Source organism: Mesorhizobium sp. M6A.T.Ce.TU.016.01.1.1, from assembly GCF_003997065.1.
Lineage (GTDB): Bacteria > Pseudomonadota > Alphaproteobacteria > Rhizobiales > Rhizobiaceae > Mesorhizobium > Mesorhizobium mediterraneum.
Genome location: NZ_RZTJ01000012.1, coordinates 61,726 through 78,274, shown reverse-complemented (window position 1 = coordinate 78,274; position 16,549 = coordinate 61,726). Strand labels below are relative to the sequence as shown.

Here is a 16,549-nt window from a genome sequence, read left to right as displayed (position 1 = left end):
GGGCACTCATGGTCGGCTACTTCGGCGCCATGCGGATGGCGCCGTCGAGGCGGATGGTCTCGCCGTTGAGCATCTGGTTTTCGATGATGTGCAGCACAAGGGCTGCATATTCGGAAGGCTCGCCGAGACGGGACGGGAAGGGCACCGCGGCGCCCAGCGAATCCTGCACCTCTTGCGGCATGCCGGCCATCATCGGCGTCTTGAAGATGCCGGGCGCAATGGTGCAGACGCGAATGCCCGACCGGGCGAGGTCGCGCGCCACCGGCAGCGTCATGGCGACGACGCCGCCCTTGGAGGCCGAATAGGCCGCCTGGCCGATTTGACCGTCATAGGCGGCGACCGATGCCGTGTTGACGATGACGCCGCGCTCGCCGCCCTCCAGCGGCGCAAGCTTCGCGGCCCGGTCGGCGACGAGGCGGATCATGTTGAAGGTGCCGATCAGATTGACCTCGATCACCTTGCGGTACTGGTCGAGCGGATGCGGGCCGTCCTTGCCGATTGTCTTCACGCCGATGGCGATGCCGGCGCAATTAACCAGGATACGGGGCTCGCCGAGCGTTTTTGCCACTTCCGCCACGCAAGCAGCAGCGCCGTCGGCGCTGCTCACGTCGCATTGGACGGCGATGCCGCCGATATCAGCCGCAACCTTCGCCGCACGGTCGATGCCGAGGTCGAGGATGGCAACGCCGGCGCCCTTCGCGGCCAGCGCCCGCGCCGTCGCCTCGCCGAGGCCGGAGCCACCGCCGGTGACGATCGCAATCTGGCCGTTAGGGTTCATGCCGGCGTCCTCCATCCTGCCGGCCATATGCTACGAAGCCCGACAGAACGGCGCAACAGCATCCGGATGTCACGCCATCGCGGCGACGTGCGCGGCAACCCTTGCCTGATCGGCGTGGCAAACCTCCCCCACCAGCCTTGACACCGCGCCCGGCACGATCTCGTGCGACAAAAGCCGGTCGAGATCGACCGGGCGCGGCATGGAGATTTGCCCACGCGGGATTCTCTTGAAGCCGAGCGGGCCGTAATAGGGCTCGTCGCCAACAAGCATCACGGCAGGCATGCCGGCCTTGGCGGCGGCTTCCAGCGCGATTGCCACCAGCCGGCGGCCGATACCGAGATTCTTGAAGGCCGGCCGCACGGCAAGCGGTCCGAGCATCAGCGCGCGGCCGGCGCCTGCCGCGATACGCGTCATGCGCACCGAGGCGACAACGATATCGCCATCGACGGCCACGAAGGACAGGGCGCGTTCATGCGGGCCGCCCTCGCGGATCTTGTAGGCGCCCAGCACGAAACGGCCCGGCCCGAAGGCTTCGTCGTTGATGGCTTCGATTTCGAGGTCATGCGCCGGAGTTTCCGGCAGGTATTTCACGTCGGCAAGGCTCATGGTCTTTGCGTTCCGGTATACGGGGAAAGGTTTGCTGCAAACGGCAGCGTTCGCCAGTCAGCGCTTCATCAAGCGCGGGCGCCCTTTCGTCGTCGGTCGAACCGGATCAAAGCAAAGTCGAACATGCGGATTGTCCGCTAGCATCAATTTCCAACCGCTGCAATCGGCCGTTTTCGCCTGCCGTTTCGCCCAAGTGACGGTCTGTTCAGCACATGACGACTTCGGCAACGCCGCCTTGCGCCTAAATGGTGAAGAGGACGCAAGGAGATTTAGTATGGGACTGCTGGTCCAAGGCAGGTGGCATGATCGCGGGTACGACACCGCGGACAGTGGTGGCAAGTTCGTGCGGGCACAGTCGCAATGGCGCGATTGGGTCACTCGCGATGGCGCACCAGCCGAGGGCCGCAAGCGCGGCTTCATGGCCGAGCCCGGTCGATACCATCTCTATGTCTCGCTTGCCTGTCCCTGGGCGCACCGGACGCTGATCTTTCGCGCGCTGAAGAGGCTCAAGGACGTGATTTCCGTCTCGGTCGTCCACCACTTCATGGGCGCCGATGGCTGGACGTTCCTGGCCGAGGACGGCGCCACCGGCGACACGCTCTACGGGCTCGATTTCCTGCATCAGATCTACACCAAGGCCGATCCCGCTTATTCCGGCCGCGTGACGGTGCCGGTTCTATGGGACAGGCAAGAACAAACAATCGTCTCCAATGAGTCCTCCGAGATCATCCGGATGCTCAATTCAGCCTTCGACGAATGGGGTGATGCCAGCCTCGACTTCTATCCGAAAGCACTGCGCGGCGAGATCGACGCCGTCAATGCGCTGGTCTATCCCTCAGTCAATAACGGCGTCTACCGGGCCGGCTTCGCCACCACGCAAGCGGCCTATGAGGAAGCGTTTGGCGAACTGTTCTCGGCGCTCGACCAACTCGAGGACCGTCTGTCTCGCCAGCGTTATCTCGTCGGGCACCGCATTACAGAGGCCGATTGGCGGCTGTTCACCACGCTGGTCCGCTTCGATCCGGTCTATGTCGGCCATTTCAAGTGCAACCTGCGCCGCATCGCCGACTATCCGAACCTGTCGAACTATCTGCGCGACCTCTATCAGGTCCCTGAAGTGGCAGGCACGGTGAGCCTGCACCACATCAAGGCGCACTATTACGGCAGCCACGACACGATCAACCCGACCCGCATCGTGCCGGTCGGACCGGAGCTGGACTACGCGGGGCCGCATGATCGGGCGCGGTTCAGGAAAGCGGCGTGATCTACCAGTAGGGCGACGCCGCCGCGCCGCCAAAAATCTCGGCAATCCGCCGCAACGTGGACGGCGTCGTTCCTTCCGGCAGGCGGTCAAGCGGAAAGAAACCGGCCGCGGCGATCTCGCGGTCCGGCAGCTTCGGCGCCGTCTGATTGAACTGCTCGACCAAATAGAGTCCGACATGGTCGCGGCGGCTAGCCCGCCGGTTGAAGTGCATCGATTTCAGCACCGGCAGCGCGGTCAATGCAATATTGGCCTCCTCGGAGAGCTCGCGCGCCAGCGCCTCGATCATCGTCTCGCCCAGCTCGACGCCACCGCCGGGAAGCTGCCAGCCCGGTACATAGGTGTGGCGAATGAGGAAGACGGAATTGGACGTGCGGTCGTGGACCAGGCCGCGCACCCCGAGCGTCATCGGCCGCCGCAGCACGAAATACAGATGAAACAGCCTTGCCCTGAGACCCGGCCAGCCGGTCTGGCGGAAGGCCTGCTTCGGTTCGGGCCGCGTCATCACCCACGAAACCGTGGGTGGAAAGCAGCGCGCGCGTCGCTTATGAAGGGAGGATGTTCAGGCTCGCGCATATTTCCGATATCCATCTGGGACCGCTCCCCGGTGTAACCTATCGCGATCTCGCCTCCAAGCGGGTGGTCGGTTACGTCAACTGGCAGCGCAACCGCCGCCGCCACATGCGCGATGCCGTCATCGACACCATCGTCGCCGATATCAAGGCGAGCGCACCGGATCACCTTGCGGTCACCGGCGATCTGGTCAATCTGGCGCTCGACGGTGAGATCGAGATGGGCAAGCACTGGCTGGAGACGCTGGGTTCTCCCGATGATGTGTCGGTCGTTCCGGGAAACCACGACGCCTATGTGCCTGGCGCCTTCGACAAGGCCTGCCGGTCGTGGACGGCGTGGATGACCGGCGACGGCGTCAATACGCCGGTAGACCGCGACGCCTTTCCCTATCTGCGCGTGCGTGGCAACGTCGCGCTGATCGGTGTGACGACGGCGCGGGCCACGGCTCCGTTCATGGCCAACGGCTTCTTTCTGGAGGATCAGGCGGAAAGGCTGCGCGTAGTGCTCGATGCCACCGCCAAGCGCGGGCTGTTCCGGGTGATCATGATCCACCATCCGCCGGTGCGCGGCGCCGTTTCGCAGCCCAAGCGGCTGTTTGGCATTGCCCGCTTCCACAAGCTCGTTCAGCGGCACGGGGCCGAGCTTGTGCTGCACGGCCACTCGCACGAGCCGACGCTGTTCTTCATCGGCGGGCGCGGCGCCAAAATTCCGGTGGTCGGCGTCGCCGCCGCAGGGCAGGCGCCAGGCGGCAGGCACCCAGCGGCGCAATATAATCTGTTGGAGATCGATGGCGAAAAGGACAACTGGCGGATCAGGCTGACGCGACGCGGCCTGACCGGCCCGGCCATCCCGCCTTCCGACCTGGAGATTCTGGAACTTGGCGCGAACGCTATGGCCTGAAGCTCAGTCCCATCGCAACGAGGCGGTCCCAGAACAACACGATCGATACAGCCAGTCCGACCAAGGCGCCGGCGGCGATCAGGCCGAGACCGGAGAGGAAGGCCGACCAACCCTTGCCGCGCCGGACGGATTGCAGCGGCGGCTCGGCTTCAGGGACCAAGGCACGTTTCAGTCCGGCGACAGCCTGCTCGACCCCGCCTTCCATCATTCTCTGGCGTTCGACGACACGCTCCGCGACGTAGCGCGTCACCTGATCGGCAACCGGTTTCATCTCGGTCGATTCGGCGAGCACCACGCGGCCGATGCGCGTATCCCTGAGGAAGCGATAGGTGCGGCGGTCGCGTCCCATGGCGACATGGCTGACGGCGTCGATCCACAGGCGCGGCTGCAGCCCGGACGAGACGGCGAAGTCGAAATTGTCCATGTCGGCGGGCACGTCGGCAAAGATGGGCGCGAGTTCGGCGGCAAGCAAATCGAGCCGCATGCGATGCGCCTCGCGCATGTCGACCACGACGTCGTCGCGGTCGGCGAAGGCGTTCTTCACGTCGCGGATGGCATCGGACAGTTTTCGCGACTGATCGATCTGTGTGATGTTCTCGCCTGCGTCCTTCATCGGCGTTGCCTCGCGGGTTTGGTTAACATCGAATTAACACAGCCGTTGGCAAAATGCACTTGTGTGATCGATAGGCGTCTAAAGCGCGTCGCGTCTGAAAGGGTTCATGCGACGCGCATTAAAGTCCTGTTTTTATGCATGTCGTTATCCCAAAACCGCAACGCACTTTTGGGCGACATGCATTGAGCGGACAAACCAGGCTGGAAGCCGCGCTTTGGCAGGGGCGGATCAGTTCGCCGCGGCGGCGGATTTCGGACGAAACGGCCTGCTGCGGCGTTTCATATTGCGGCGGACGATCTCGGCGATCAGGCCGGGCGCTTCCTCGATCAGCATATGGCCAGCCTCCAACACGTGGTGCAGGTGGAAATGCGTCGGCATACCGTCTGCCTGGGTGAAGGGCAGCACCGCGTCATCTATCCCCCAAACCACCATCACCGGCATATCAAGCGTTTCGAGCCGTTCGCGCGGGATGACGCCCTGCCGATCGCCCCTGGTCATGGCTGCAGCGATGTCGACAAGTTTCTGCAACTGGCCGGGACGGGCACGCATTTCGCCAAGAACATCCACGATGCGCTCCGAGGGCAGGCTTTGCGGTCCGGACATGGCGGCGAGGCAGGCGCGGACTTCACTCTTGCCGGCAGCGGCGGCATAACGGCGCAACAGCGGCCCATTGATCTCAGTCCCAAAACCGCCCGGCGCCAGAAGCGTCAGCGACGCTATCCTTTCGGGTTCGGCCAATGCCATCAGCACTGCCGCCGCTCCGCCCATAGAATGGCCGACGAGATGCACCCTCTTAATTCTGCGCGCGGCGAGATCCGCAAGAACGGCCCGAGCGGCCGCCTTGGCCGGACCGCCACCCGGGAAATCGAGGGATAGCCCATGGCCCGGAAGATCGTAGGCCAGCGTCCGTGAACCAAACGCCAGTGTCGAAATCACCTCGTGCCAGTCGTCGTGGCAGCCGCCGAAGCCATGCAGGAAGACAACTGTCCTCGGGCCGGCGCCCCGTTCGGCAGTGTAAAGGGATGAAATCATGAAAATTTATGGTTTTTATGCGAATTGCGAATTGTGGCTGGATTGCGCCTTGTCCAAGACGATGGCCAGTAAAATTTTTGCGATCTGCCGTGCAATTTTCTAGCTGGCGTTGCCGAGCCCGGCGGCACGCAAGGCCTCGACCAGCCGATCGGTCAGATCGGCGGGGTATCGCCTCTCGACAAAGGTCGCGCGCGGATCGGCAGCGAATTTCGGGAATTTGACAGTCATCTGGTTCACGAGTTCGTGCGCCAGTTGATCGCGGCCGGCTGCCTTCGCGCCGATCAGCCGCGCAGCCAGATAGTGCGATTTCGTCGGCGTCGCTTGCAACGCCTCGCTGGCAAGCGCGGCCTTGTTCATATCGCCCGTCATGAACTGGCCGACGAAAAGCCCGTAGTCCCACCAGGTCGGATGGGCGCTGGAGGTTTCGGCGGCGTGCGCAAGGATCGGTGTTCCCTCCCTGTACCTACCGGCGAAAATCAGCCCATAGGCGTAAGCTGCCGCCATGCTGAGATCGTAAGGGTTGAGTTCGTAGGCCTTATGCATCCAGCGGATCGATTCCTCCGAATTGCCGAGGCGGGAATTGAGATAGCCATAGGCACGGTGCGCATAAGGGCTGGTCGGCCCCATCTGCACGGCGCGACGGGCAAGCGACAGCGCCTGTTCGATCGTTGCACCGGCTGGATAGGCGTAGTGATCTGTCGCCGTCTCGAGATGCAGGGCCGCGAGTTCCGAATAGACGAGCGACGATTTCGCATCCCGATTGACCAGGTTTTCGAGACAGCGATAGGCAGCCTCATGGGTTTTGGCGCCCTGGTCGAGATAGTATTTGTCGTTGAGCAGCAGACATTCCGTCAGGCCGGTTTGAAGGCCGCTCTGTTCGATATAGTTGTAGATCGTGCCCGAGGCGGGAATGGCCGAACTCAAAATGCCGGCGACACTGTCCTCGACGGTGGTGGGTGTGCTGTCGGCGGCAGTCAAATTGCGTGACAGCAGGACCCGTCCGGTCGCCACGCTTTGAAGCTCCAGGGTGACATCGCCTGCCGTTGGTCCCGGCAAGACATCGAATACGAAGCTGATTGCATCGGTGACCGGATCGGGCGGGCCGTCGGCGTCCCGACCGATGAAGTTGACCGTATCGAAGCCGCTGAGGCCGGCGCGCAGCGATGCCGCGACGCGGGCAGCCTCGGCGCTGTCGGCTTTCACTGCAATGTAGACGAGCGGAAGGGTTTCAATCGGAGCCCATGGCGCAATGCTGCCGGTTGCCACTGCGTTTTCGATCGTCGACGCGGTATCGCTTCCCGCCAGCAATGCGCCGCTTCCCTGACGAAGGATCAGCACTCCCAGCATGGCGATGACCAGAGCGATCGCCAACCAGAAGAACTGGAGATGGCGCAGCAGCGAGGGCGCCGGCTCGCGAACGACAGGGGACATCAACGATGCGGCACGAGCGGCCATACCTGGTTCTTCGAGCGATCCCGACAAGGTGGCCGCCGCCTCGGCGTGTTCCTCCGGCGCCGGCTCGAGCGGCAGGCGGATCGCGTTGAGTTCATAGGATGGAACATAGCCGCCACGCGGAATGGCGATGCGGATCGGCTCGGCAACACCCTCATTGGCGAAGTAATGCTGCAGAAGCTCGCGGAGCCTGCCCGCCTGCACCCGCACGACGGCGTCGGTCGACGGATCGAAATCGCCGTCCTTGCCGAAAACATCCATCGCGATGGAAAAGCCCTTGAGCTTGTCGGCTTCGCCTGCCTGCTCGCGCTCGACCAGATAGCGAAGCAGTTTACGCGCTCGCTCGGATCGTCCGAACGTTTCGCTGGCTAGCAATCGTTCCAACGTCTCGCGCACTGCGGGGGCGGCAGGCGTGGCATGCTGCAAGTGTCGATCCTTTCGAAGTCGGCACAGGTTAAGACGCAATCATATAGAGCCTGCACTGCCATACAAGCATGCATCCATTATGCGATCGCGTACCCCACCGGATAATTCTCCGGTGGTTAATGGTGCGAAAGACCGGAGCAAGATGATACCATCTTGGTTCATCTTGCTCCAGCTGTGAGCTTTCGACGCTTGTCTAGTCGACCTTTCGGCCGATGATGCGGTTGGCGGCGGAAACCACGGCTTCCAGCGAAGCGGCCACGATGTTGGTGTTGATGCCGGCGCCGAACAGCTTGCCGTCGGGGTGCTCCATCTCGACATAGGAGATGGCCGAGGCATTCGAGCCGCGCTGCATGGAGTGCTCCGAATAGTCGAGCACCGACATCGGCACGCCGACATGGCGCGACAGCGCGTCGACGAAGCCGTCGATCGGCCCAGTCCCGGAGCCTGATATCGTCACCTCCTTGCCGCTGTCGAGGATGACCGCCTCTACCGCACGCCGGCCCTTGGTCTCGATGTCCGGATAGGTGTGGTGGTCGAGGAACTTCAGCCGCGCGCCGGGCTGGTCGACATAGGTGTCGAGAAAGCGCTCGTAGATGCGCTTGACCGGCACCTCCTTGCCTTCGGCGTCGGTGATCGCCTGGATCGCCTGGCTGAACTCGATCTGCAGGTTGCGCGGCAGGTTGAGGCCGTAGTCCGCCTGCAGCACATAGGCTATGCCGCCCTTGCCGGACTGCGAGTTGATGCGGATGATCGCCTCGTAGTTGCGCCCGACATCGGCCGGGTCGATGGGCAGATAGGGGACTTCCCAGTACGGCGTGTTGGCCTTGCGCAACGCCTTCATGCCCTTGTTGATGGCATCCTGGTGCGAGCCGGAAAACGCCGTGTAGACGAGCTCGCCGACATAGGGATGACGCTCTGGGATCTTCAACTGGTTCGAATATTCGTAGACGTCCTTCATCCGGTTGATGTCGGAGCAATCGAGCTTGGGATCGACGCCTTGCGTGAACATGTTGAGCGCCAGCGTGACGATGTCGACATTGCCGGTGCGTTCGCCATTGCCGAACAGCGTGCCTTCGACGCGGTCCGCGCCCGCCATCAGGCCAAGTTCTGTGGTGGCGATGCCGGTGCCGCGGTCGTTGTGCGGATGCAGCGAAATGAGCAGGTTCTCGCGGTTGTCGAGGTTGCGACACATCCATTCGATACGATCGGCATAGATGTTGGGTGTCGACATCTCGACCGTGGACGGCAGGTTGATGATCAGCTTGTTTTCTACCGTCGGCTTCACGATCTCGGTGACGGCGTTGCAGATTTCCAGCGCCACTTCGAGCTCGGTGCCGGTAAAACTCTCCGGTGAATATTCGAAACGGTAGCCGCCGCCAGCCTTGGCCGCCATGTCGGTGATTATCTTGGCCGCATCAGTGGCGATCCGCCTGATGCCGGCGACATCCTTCTCGAAGACGACGCGGCGCTGCAATTCGCTGGTCGAATTGTAGAAATGCACGATCGGGTTGGTGGCGCCCTGCAGCGCCTCGAAGGTGCGGGTGATCAGTTCCGGCCGGCACTGCACCAGCACCTGCAGCGAGACGTCGGCTGATACATTGCCCTCTTCGATGCACCAGCGGGCAAAATCGAAATCGGTCTGCGAGGCCGACGGGAAGCCGATCTCGATTTCCTTGAAGCCCATGTCGAGGAGCAGGGCGAACATGCGCGCCTTGCGCTCGTGGCCCATCGGGTCGATCAGTGCCTGATTGCCGTCGCGCAGGTCGACCGAGCACCAGATCGGCGCCTTGTCGATGACCTTCGACGGCCAAATCCGGTCGGTGAGGCCGACGGTCGGGTAAGGTTGGTATTTCCGGGCTGCCTCTGGCATGCCCCGACCTGCCTCTGGCATGGCCTCTGCGGCATGCTTGCCCATCTCCCCACTATCTGCGTGGATTTCTTCTCGTGCGTTCATTGTCGTCTCTCCCGGCGGCTCGCGGGATCCGCCTTCAGACGGATTTGGTGCCGAGCGGCGCCTTTATCAGATGTTCATTCGCTTGATGTGACTTGCCAATTTTGAGACTGGCCAAGGAGCGTGCGCGTGAGCGGCGGTTCGACCGCCGGGCGCTCCTTCAGCGAACCCGGCGATCGCCGATAAGGCCGAGAAGCAGCAGGGTGGAAGCAAGCGCGCGCACGGTCTCGCCAGCAAAGCCGGTCTGACGGGAAGCGACGGAGGAGGCGCGGATAGTCATGGTGGTTCTCATATAGGAGCGGCCAAGGAGAGGCAAGTGGGCGGCGTCCAGTGGGCAGCGTCCTGGCGTGCTCCGCCGTCACCAAAGAGATCACGGCGTTCTGCCTGCGTGTCCAGAGCGAATGTTTCGCCGTCAACACGTGCCGAGGCATTTGTCGAAGTCGACGGTTCCGAAGACCGGAATCCGCTCGCCACGGGGGAGATCATCGACATTACCTGGCTTTATCGGCACGGGCGCGAGGCCGGCACTGCAGGACTGCGCCGGCGACGATGGACATCAAAAGCGATAGCGCAAGCTGGCGAATAGCGAGCGGCCCTCGTCGCGATAGCAATAGCCGGCCGAGCAGATGGTCCTCTGATTATCGAACAGGTTCTTGGCGTTGACCTGCAGCTTCACGCCTTCGAGGTCGGGATTGCGGTAGCCGAAATCATAGGAGAGGGAGGCGTCGACGAAGGCGCGCGCCTCGTTCTTGAAAGTGTTGGTGTCATCGCCGTAGCTGCTGCTGGCGACGCGAACGCCCGTGCCCAGCCCCAGGCCCTCCAGCGTGCCGTTCTCGAACTGGTAGTGTCCCCAGAGCGACAGGATGTGATTTGGCGTCGCCGACAGTTCCTTGCCCACGGTTCCCTCGGCGCCGCGTTCGATTTTCACGCGCAGATAGGTGTAAGAGGCGATGACGCTGAAGCCGTTGTCGAGCGAGGCATTGGCTTCCAGTTCGATGCCGCGCGAATTCAGGTCGAGCTGACGCTGCTTGTTGATACCGGTCGAGGCATCGAACACGACGCCATCCTTCTGGTCGATGTCGAACAGGGCGGCGCTGATGGTCGCGTTGTAATCCGGAATCTCGTATTTGACGCCGATTTCCTTCTGCGTCGCTTTGGTCGGGCGGGCGACGCGGGTGATGTCGCTGTTGACGTCATCATAGACGAAACCGATGTTGGGCGAGAACGACGTCGAATAGTTGACATAGGGCGTGATGCCCCATTCCGTCTGGTAGGACAGGGCAAGCCGGCCGGAGAAGGCGCTGTCATCCTGCTTGGACTTGGTGAAGTCGGCGGCGGTGGAAGTGGTGTCGACCCAGTCGTAGCGACCGCTGGCGAACAGGGTGAAATCGTTCCACTCCATCTGGTCCTGCAAATAGACGCCGACCTGGTTCATCTCCTGCCCGCCGACGTAGGGGACCGGAGCGGCCTTGATGTCGTCGATGGAAACGTAGGACAACCCGCTACCAGCATCATAGTCCGACCAGGCGTAGTCGATGCCGGCTACCGCAGTGTGCTTGACCGGCCCGGTGTCGAACTCGAACTGCGCCATGTTGTCGACGACGAAGTTCTTAATGTCCTCGGTATAGTGGCCCCAGTAGCGCTGCAGCGGCTGATCCTGGCCGATCGAATAATTGCCGCTGTATTCGATGTCCGCGTCGACAGCGTTGTAGCGCAGGTTCTGCCGAACCGTCAGCACGTCGTTGAAACGGTGCTCGAACTCGTAGCCGATGCGGCCCTGGGTCTGGTCGAAGTCGTTCCAGGCGGGATCGCCCTCGTAGACGTTCGACAGATTGCCATAGGTCGGATTGTAGAACGCAGCCGTGCCGCCGGTGACGGATTTCGAATATTCACCGAGAATAGTGAGCTTGGTGTCCTCGTCCGGCTTGAAGGTGACCGCCGGCGCCAGATAGATCTTGTCGTCGGGGTAGCCGGGCAGGTCGGTATCGCTGTTGCGGCCGAGGCTGGTGAAGCGATAGAGGATGCTGCCGTCCTCGTTCACCGGACCGGATGCGTCAAGCCCGGCCTGGAAGCGGTTATGCTCGCCCATGAGCATTTCGACTTCGCGGTACTGCTCCTCCTTGGGGCGCTTGGTGACGACGTTGACGATGCCGCCCGGACCGCTGACGCCATAAAGGGAAGATGCGGGACCTTTCAGGATGGTGACGCCTTCGATGCCGTAAGGCTCAGTCTTGAACCATGCCGAGGGCCCATTGTACTGGCGCAGCCCATCGCGAAACATGCCATTGTAGAAGGCTTGGAAGCCACGCAGGAAGAAGGCGTCGTAACGGGTGTCGAAGCCGAAGCTGTTGGGGTTGGCGCTGGCTGTATAGCCGAGCGATTCGTTCAGCGTGCGCGGCTTCTGGTCCTCGATCTGCTTCTGCGTCACCACCGAAACGGCCTGCGGAATCCTGACGATCGGCGTGTCGGTCTTGGTGCCGATGCGGTCCTTCTTGGCGACATAGCCATCTTGCAGCAGAATCTCGTCGCTCTCGGCGTCCACCAATATTTTATCGAGGACGGTGATGTTTCCGCCGTCCTGAGCGCGAGCCGGCCCGAACTGGCTGAGCATCGCAGCGCTGCCCAGCAATGATATCCCCAAGCGCCATGTCGTCGGTCGCGTCCGCATCAACTCGTCTCCACTGTTCGGTACAGGATTGCGGTCCCGCGCTCTCAAATTTGAGTATTTGAGTCAAGTATTTTTTGCGGCTCGCGCTCGGGCTGGCCGGTGCTGTCGCCGGGTCGCAAAAACTCGTCCGGTTTTGGTGAAGCCGACTACGAATACCGGGGAAGACGCGGCAGGTCCTTATTCCCTCAGACTTCGCGCCACCAGCCGCGCCAGCCTCGGTCCGATCAGCAGCACGACGAGGAAGCGGGCCGATTGCAGCGCCATGACGAAGGAGATGTCGACGTGCTGTGCGGCGGCGGCGATGATGGCGACGCTGTCCATGCCGCCGGGGCTGGTCGCCAGGTAGGCGGTCAGCGGATCGATGCCGAGCACATGGCTGATCATGAAGCCGAGGCCGCCACAGAAGGCGATGAGAATGATGATCGAGCCAACGATCTGCGGCAGCGCCCGCGTCGCGTGCCGCAGAATCGCCCTGGTGAAATTCAGGCCGATGGTCCAGCCGATCATCGTATAGCCGAGGGCGAGCAGCCAGGGCGGCAACTGCATCGTCACGCCTAATCCTAGATGCACCGCGGTGCCGAAAACGAAGGTGCCGAGGAAGAAGGGTGACGGCAGCCTGAGCAGCTTTCCGATGAGGCTGCCGACGAGCGCCACGCCAAGTGTCGCGGCAAAGGCCATTGGATCAATCGGCGGGAACCAGATGATGGCCGGGATCTCGATGCCCGATGTGTCGACCCACATCTTTGCGACAATCGCCGCAGTCATCGAGACGAAGATGACGCGCAGATATTGCATGAAGGCGACGAGGCGCTGGTCGGCTCCGAAGGCGCCGGCCATCAGCACCATGGCAGTGGCCGCGCCCGGCGATGAGCCCCAGACCGCGGTGGTGCCGGGCAGGATACGCCAGCGGCTGATCAGCCAGCCGAGCAGGCTGGATGCCGCGACGGTCGCCACCACGGTGCCGAGGAACAGCGGCCATTCCTTGTAGAAGACCGGGAAGATGTCGGCAGAGATCGAGCCGGCGACAAGGCAGCCGATGATCGCCTGGGCGGCGCCGAACGAAGGGCGCGGCACACGCACCGTGGCGCCGTTGGTGCCGGCCAGGATCGCCGCCAGCATCGGCCCGATCAGCAGCGCCGCCGGCAAGGCGGCGAATTCCAGCGCACCGGCAAAGAGGATCGAGAAGATCAGGAGGGCCAGCCACTGCCAGGCTTTGGGCATCCGCGCCATGCGTTCGACGGTCGGCTGGTCTGGCAGGGAATCCATTTTTCGGTCTTAGACCTGAAGCGGGGAGATGCGAACCCCGCGATGGCGAAAAATGCGTCCGCTCTCAGGCGTCAGGCGGTTTTGACGGCGGGCAGGCCGAAGCCGCCTACGGGCTGGGTCTCGACCTGGAATTCGAAGCCGGCGATGATCGGCCGCGCCTTGGCGATCGCTGCCTGGACTTCCGGCAGTTGCAGCGAAGCCTTGTGGCTTGCCTGGTCGGTCCACACCTCGGTCACCCAGATTGCGTCGGCATCGGCCGGATCGGTGGCGATGATGTAGCTCAGGCAGCCCGGCATGGAGCCGGTGCTGGCAAGCAGAACGTCCATCATTGCGTCGCGCTGGCCGCGCGTCGCCCGCATCTTGCCGATCAGACCGTACATTGCAGATTCTCCGTTGGCTTCCGCGACAAGTATGCAGGTCGCCGCTCACGGCATCAACTGGCCACCATTCACCTCGATCACCTGGCCGGTGATGTAACCGCTTAACAGAGCGGACGAGAGGAACAGATAGGCGCCGACGCAGTCCTCGGGCGTGCCGGCGCGGCCCTGTGGAATGGTAGCCACCATGCCTTTCATCTGCTCGTCGGTCGAATAGCGCTCATGGAAAGGCGTCGCGATGGTGCCCGGCGCCACCGCGTTGACGCGGATGTTGAAGCCGATCAGTTCCTTGGCCATGCCGCGCGTCACATTGGAGACGAAGGCCTTGGCCGATCCGTAAAGGCCGGCGCCGCCGCCGGCGCCATTGCGCGCGGCGATCGACGAGGTGTTGACGATGAAGCCGCCCTGGCGCTTCAGCCATGGCATCGCCTTGCGCGAGGCAGTCAGCACGGAGCGCGCGTTGAGGTCCATCACCGCGTCGTAATGCGCTTCGGTCAGCTCGGCATAAGGCACGCGGCCGAGCATGCCGCCGGCATTGTTGACGAGGCCATCGAGCCGGCCGAAGTGTTGCGCGCTGTCCTCGACGACGCGCTCGACATCGGCGGGGATCGAGAAATCGCCCTGGACGAGGAATACTTCGTCGCCGCCGTTGCGGATGGTCCCGGCCAGGTTTTCGGCAGCCGCCCGACTTGAATTGTAATGCAGCGCAACACGACATTTCTGCGCGGCATAAGCCAGTGCAAGTGCGGCCCCGATGCCTGTCGAAGCGCCGGTGATCAGCACCGCCTTGCCGGCGAGGTCGGGGACGACCAAGGTGGGGGGGCCAAGGCTGGTTGTGGTGGCTGGCACGTCTATTCCTCCGAGCGACTCTACTTACTCTTCGTAGGCCGTCGCAGTCCTCGCGTTCAAGTCCGTAGAGGCTCACGGCCGCAAATAGGCGTAGCCTTGGCGCTGCAATTCGGCGAGCTTGACGACGCCGCCGGTCTCGGCGGCATGGAAGCCATCGAGCAGATCGGTGAGCGCAACATCCATGCCGTGCATTGTGTTGGCGCAAGCATGCGGGGTCAGCCCGTCGCGAACGAGGCCGGAAAAACGGCTGGCAATGCCAGCCGACGCGCTCTTCGACTTGAAAGCGGCGAGTGCCGGTCCATGCACGACCAGCACGATGTCGACCTTGCCGCCGGTACCGTCATAGTGGTTCTTGATGTTGCCCAGCACAAAACCGACCTTGTCGAGATCGCTGAGGTGGTAGGCGACCTTTTGCCTTTCCTCTTCCACAGCCGCCGCTTCGACCTGGCGCAGCCCGAAAAGGCCGGCGGCTCCGGCAAGGCCTACGCGGAAAATATCGCGGCGTCGCATGGCTTCATCCTCCTGTGCCGGCCTCGCAAATTGCGTGGCTTCGGCCCCGATCCTAGCATAAGTTGAAGCCACGTCCTGTCGGGCGAGGAGGGGCACATGACGTCGAAGACCTTTATGGGCGCCGGACTTGGTGTCGCCTTGCTTGCCGCACTTGCCGGCACGGCCCTTGCCGACGACAAGCTCACCGAACTCAGCCCGGACGGAAAGGATGCCTGTTTCGGGCGTGTCTATGACGCCGCACATCTCAAGGCGCATCCGAACCAGAAGGTGGCACGGATCTTCTTCTACTATGGCAGCTATCCGGTCAGCCATCCGAACGAGGAGCCGAGTAGCGGTCCGTCCGGCTACAACGGCTTCGTGGCCACGACGGTGCGCGGCGCGAAGAAGCCCGAGTGGGTCGGCGGTTGGTGCGGCAGAGGCGACCCGCAGTCGAGCGAGATCCACTGCGGCATGGAATGCGACCGCACCATGGCCTCACTCAACCTCGATGAAAAAGGCCGGCTGATCGTCTCCGGCGTGCAGCGCAACCTTTATCTCGATGCCGGCGCCGAGGATGAGCTGGGCGAAGAGGAATACGCCAGGCAGGCCCTCGGCACAGAAGACGACGGCTTTCGGCTCGACCCCATGCCGGCGCAGAGCTGCAAGGCCGAATTCGCTCGCATCGATCCGATCGATCCGGCGCTGGGAGCGCCGCTGCGCGAGCGGCTGAAGCCGGATCAACCCTTCTGCTACGGGCGCGACTACGATGCCGCGCATCTTGGCTCGCATCCCGATCAGTCTACCGAGACTATCCGGGTTTTCCGAGGCCCGATCGAACTGGCCTCCTTCGCTAGGGATGGCGATCCGGCAAGCTGGCCGAGCGGTGCCGACATTGCCGTTTCCGTCACCACGCGCCACAAGGCTGCCAAGGTCACGCAGAGCTACAGTTGTGAAGGCGAAGCGGACCAGTGGCGCTGTGTGGCGAGCGCGAAGACGAGCGACTTTTCCTGCGACATCGCGGCCAGGGAGATTTATCTGCGCCGCGGCGCCAACGGCACGATGATGCTGGCCAATCCCAACAGCAGCCTGCCGATCGTCGACCTATGCTCGAAGGCGGCCGAAGGCGAGACCGCATCCGACGACAAGGTCTACCGGCTCGAGCCGATGCCGCAATCTGCCTGCACGCCTTGATTAGGGGTCCGTTTCTCGGTTTGGGGATTGGCGGGATATGACGAGGACCTGGATGCAATCAGGATCAGACCAAAACCGCCATCGTCGCGCGGGTGGCTCAAGCAACACGCAATTGCC

General features: G+C 62.9%; 15 protein-coding genes. 3 read left to right on the top strand and 12 right to left on the bottom strand.

Going from position 1 to position 16,549, the window contains the following annotated elements; all coding sequences use genetic code 11:
- Window positions 1–16 precede the first annotated feature (16 nt).
- Together EOC94_RS21205 and EOC94_RS21200 are read right to left on the bottom strand one after the other, a co-directional pair.
- A complete protein-coding gene (locus EOC94_RS21205; protein WP_095484255.1) occupies window positions 17–778 on the bottom strand; it encodes a 3-hydroxyacyl-CoA dehydrogenase in 762 nt (253 codons plus the stop codon).
- Between the two features lie 69 nt (window positions 779–847).
- Entirely contained in the window at window positions 848–1,384 is a 537-nt protein-coding gene (locus tag EOC94_RS21200) for an N-acetyltransferase (RefSeq protein WP_095484166.1), read from the bottom strand.
- A 274-nt stretch (window positions 1,385–1,658) separates the two neighbouring features.
- Here EOC94_RS21200 and EOC94_RS21195 point away from each other — a divergent pair, with 274 nt between their 5' ends.
- Entirely contained in the window at window positions 1,659–2,648 is a 990-nt protein-coding gene (locus EOC94_RS21195) for a glutathione S-transferase family protein (RefSeq protein WP_127293233.1), read from the top strand.
- Between the two features lies 1 nt (window position 2,649).
- On the opposite strand, the gene EOC94_RS21190 is transcribed toward EOC94_RS21195, so the two are convergent.
- The gene (locus tag EOC94_RS21190) at window positions 2,650–3,150 is read right to left on the bottom strand and encodes an NUDIX domain-containing protein (protein WP_095484168.1); all 501 of its coding nucleotides are present in this window, start codon (window positions 3,148–3,150) and stop codon (window positions 2,650–2,652) included.
- Window positions 3,151–3,203: 53 nt separating this feature from the next.
- Here EOC94_RS21190 and EOC94_RS21185 point away from each other — a divergent pair, with 53 nt between their 5' ends.
- Entirely contained in the window at window positions 3,204–4,118 is a 915-nt protein-coding gene (locus EOC94_RS21185) for a metallophosphoesterase (RefSeq protein ID WP_095484169.1), read from the top strand.
- Here EOC94_RS21185 and EOC94_RS21180 read toward each other — a convergent pair.
- The 9 genes from EOC94_RS21180 to EOC94_RS21130 all read right to left on the bottom strand — a co-directional run bounded on the left by EOC94_RS21180 (window position 4,108) and on the right by EOC94_RS21130 (window position 15,262).
- A complete protein-coding gene (locus EOC94_RS21180) occupies window positions 4,108–4,731 on the bottom strand; it encodes a hypothetical protein (protein ID WP_095484170.1) in 624 nt (207 codons plus the stop codon). The two genes, EOC94_RS21185 and EOC94_RS21180, sit on opposite strands and share 11 nt — an antisense overlap.
- Before the next feature lie 228 nt (window positions 4,732–4,959).
- Window positions 4,960–5,763, bottom strand: a complete 804-nt coding sequence (locus EOC94_RS21175; protein WP_095484171.1) for an alpha/beta fold hydrolase — start codon at window positions 5,761–5,763, stop codon at window positions 4,960–4,962.
- Window positions 5,764–5,862: 99 nt separating this feature from the next.
- Window positions 5,863–7,641: a hypothetical protein gene (locus tag EOC94_RS21170; RefSeq protein WP_127293231.1), complete on the bottom strand. Its 1,779-nt coding sequence runs from the start codon at window positions 7,639–7,641 to the stop codon at window positions 5,863–5,865.
- A 193-nt stretch (window positions 7,642–7,834) separates the two neighbouring features.
- A complete protein-coding gene (leuA, locus tag EOC94_RS21165; protein ID WP_185928300.1) occupies window positions 7,835–9,511 on the bottom strand; it encodes a 2-isopropylmalate synthase in 1,677 nt (558 codons plus the stop codon).
- A 637-nt stretch (window positions 9,512–10,148) separates the two neighbouring features.
- Window positions 10,149–12,260 carry a TonB-dependent siderophore receptor gene (locus tag EOC94_RS21150; RefSeq protein WP_127293227.1) on the bottom strand — a complete coding sequence of 704 codons (2,112 nt, stop codon included), beginning with the start codon at window positions 12,258–12,260 and terminating at the stop codon, window positions 10,149–10,151.
- A gap of 177 nt (window positions 12,261–12,437) precedes the next feature.
- The gene (locus tag EOC94_RS21145) at window positions 12,438–13,526 is read right to left on the bottom strand and encodes an AbrB family transcriptional regulator (protein ID WP_127293226.1); all 1,089 of its coding nucleotides are present in this window, start codon (window positions 13,524–13,526) and stop codon (window positions 12,438–12,440) included.
- Between the two features lie 71 nt (window positions 13,527–13,597).
- Complete coding sequence (locus EOC94_RS21140; RefSeq protein ID WP_095484177.1) at window positions 13,598–13,906, bottom strand: putative quinol monooxygenase; 309 nt, start codon at window positions 13,904–13,906, stop codon at window positions 13,598–13,600.
- Between the two features lie 45 nt (window positions 13,907–13,951).
- Window positions 13,952–14,752: an SDR family oxidoreductase gene (locus EOC94_RS21135; protein WP_127293225.1), complete on the bottom strand. Its 801-nt coding sequence runs from the start codon at window positions 14,750–14,752 to the stop codon at window positions 13,952–13,954.
- A gap of 72 nt (window positions 14,753–14,824) precedes the next feature.
- Entirely contained in the window at window positions 14,825–15,262 is a 438-nt protein-coding gene (locus EOC94_RS21130) for a DsrE family protein (RefSeq protein WP_127293224.1), read from the bottom strand.
- Between the two features lie 96 nt (window positions 15,263–15,358).
- Here EOC94_RS21130 and EOC94_RS21125 point away from each other — a divergent pair, with 96 nt between their 5' ends.
- Window positions 15,359–16,432, top strand: a complete 1,074-nt coding sequence (locus tag EOC94_RS21125) for a hypothetical protein (RefSeq protein ID WP_127293223.1) — start codon at window positions 15,359–15,361, stop codon at window positions 16,430–16,432.
- Window positions 16,433–16,549 lie beyond the last annotated feature (117 nt).